This is a genomic window from Nocardiopsis sp. NPDC055879, assembly GCF_053615935.1.
Genome location: NZ_JBSHCT010000084.1, coordinates 1 through 1,571, shown reverse-complemented (window position 1 = coordinate 1,571; position 1,571 = coordinate 1). Strand labels below are relative to the sequence as shown.

At 66.9% G+C, this 1,571-nt stretch carries 1 protein-coding gene; it reads right to left on the bottom strand.

Annotated elements, in window-relative coordinates; genetic code table 11:
- Positions 1–255: 255 nt before the first annotated feature.
- Positions 256–1,571 (bottom strand): DUF222 domain-containing protein (locus ACWGKS_RS29895; protein WP_452525078.1); only part of this gene is annotated, 1,316 nt, incomplete at its 5' end.

Sequence of the window (1,571 nt, the reverse complement as noted above, 5' to 3'; positions counted from 1 at the left end):
ACTGCCCGTGGTGGGGGTGACACCGGTAGGGCGAGCGGTCGTAGTAGGGGCCGGTGTCGGCACCTGTGCTGCCCACACCCCCAACGGGAGCCACTCCGTGCCCGGAATGTGGCTCTGGGCGGGGGGTTCGGGGTGGGGGCATGCTGATATCCCCACAGGGCACGGGCCCTTGGGGTCTGACACCCAACCGGGGGTGTTCTCGCGGGGGTGGTGTTCCACCTGGCGGAAACGGGTGGCGGAAGCGGATGGTGGTGGTTAGAGGACAGTGGCTGGGGCTGGCTCCCCCTCCCCATCCCCGGACCCGGCTTCCTTTCCCGCTTCCTGGCGGTTCTGGGCGTGGTGGTGTTCCCAGATCTGCCGATTCACCTTCGCCTGCAACCGGTGCTTGAGCCGGTTATGGGTCGAGCACAAGATCTGCATGTTGTCCGCACTCGTGGCCCCGCCGTGGGAGAACGGAACGATGTGGTCGTACTGCGACCAACTACGCGGCACATCACAACCCTCGTGCCACTCACAGTAGGGCTTCTTGAACCCCGCCGCCTGGCGCACCGGATCCGGAGCACACCGCTGCTTACGCCCCACATCCAACAGAGTCCGACCCTGGGCGTCGGTCACGAACCGACGCAACCAACTCTCGGGGGCCAGGCGGGCCACCATCTGATCGGGCAACACCACACCATCCTCGGTGGTGGCCGGCTCAGTCGACCCATCACCGAGGAAGCGCTTCAGCGGCACGGTGATGTTGAGGGTCGCCAACGGCTGGCGGCTCAGGCTGGAGCAACCCCGGTGGCCCAGAGCGGTCTCGAAGATCCGCATCATCGCGTCATAGGTGCGCTGGTGCTTCGGCACGGCGGCGTTCTCCGGCCCATACGGCTCGGTGTAAGCCTCCAGGGCGGCCTGGATCAGCTCGTTATCGGCCCCCGGCCCCCACATCCGTAGCAGGAACCCACCCTCGAACGTGGGCGAGAACTGGGCGCCCCGGTTCTCGAACGTTTCATCGTAGTCCCGGTCGGCTTTGTCGGGGTCCAGGCGGGCGACGAACCATTTCGCCGCGTCCCGCAACTGGCGCACCGAAGCCTGCGGGCACTCCTGCTTATAGGCGATCAGCCCGAATTCCAACCGGGCCCGAAACCCCTCCACCGAAGGACGCTGGGCACGGAATTCCTCATCCGCCGTTTCCAGGACCTGCACCCAATCGGCCACAGCCTTTTCGGTGGAGGTCGCGATGGCGCACGCCTCACCCAACGACAAGGTGCTGGCCTGGAAGGCTTCTTCCACCAAGGGCAACTGCTGCCGGTGTAGGGCGCGGGCGAGGGTGGCGAGGCTCTTGGCCTCGGCCGGGGAGGTGCCCCACTGGTGGGTGATCCACGCCTGGATGCTGCGCTGGCCGCCCTCTTCCAACAGGGCGCCGGTGGCCTCCATACGGGCCAGGGCGGGCAGCATCCCATAGCGGATGCGGTCTGTTTCCTGGTTGATCCGGCGAAACTGGGCGAGCACATCGCCCTCGCACCCGAACGGGATATCCCGGCCGGAGAATTCCACCGCCATCTCCCGCGCACCCGCCATCGCCT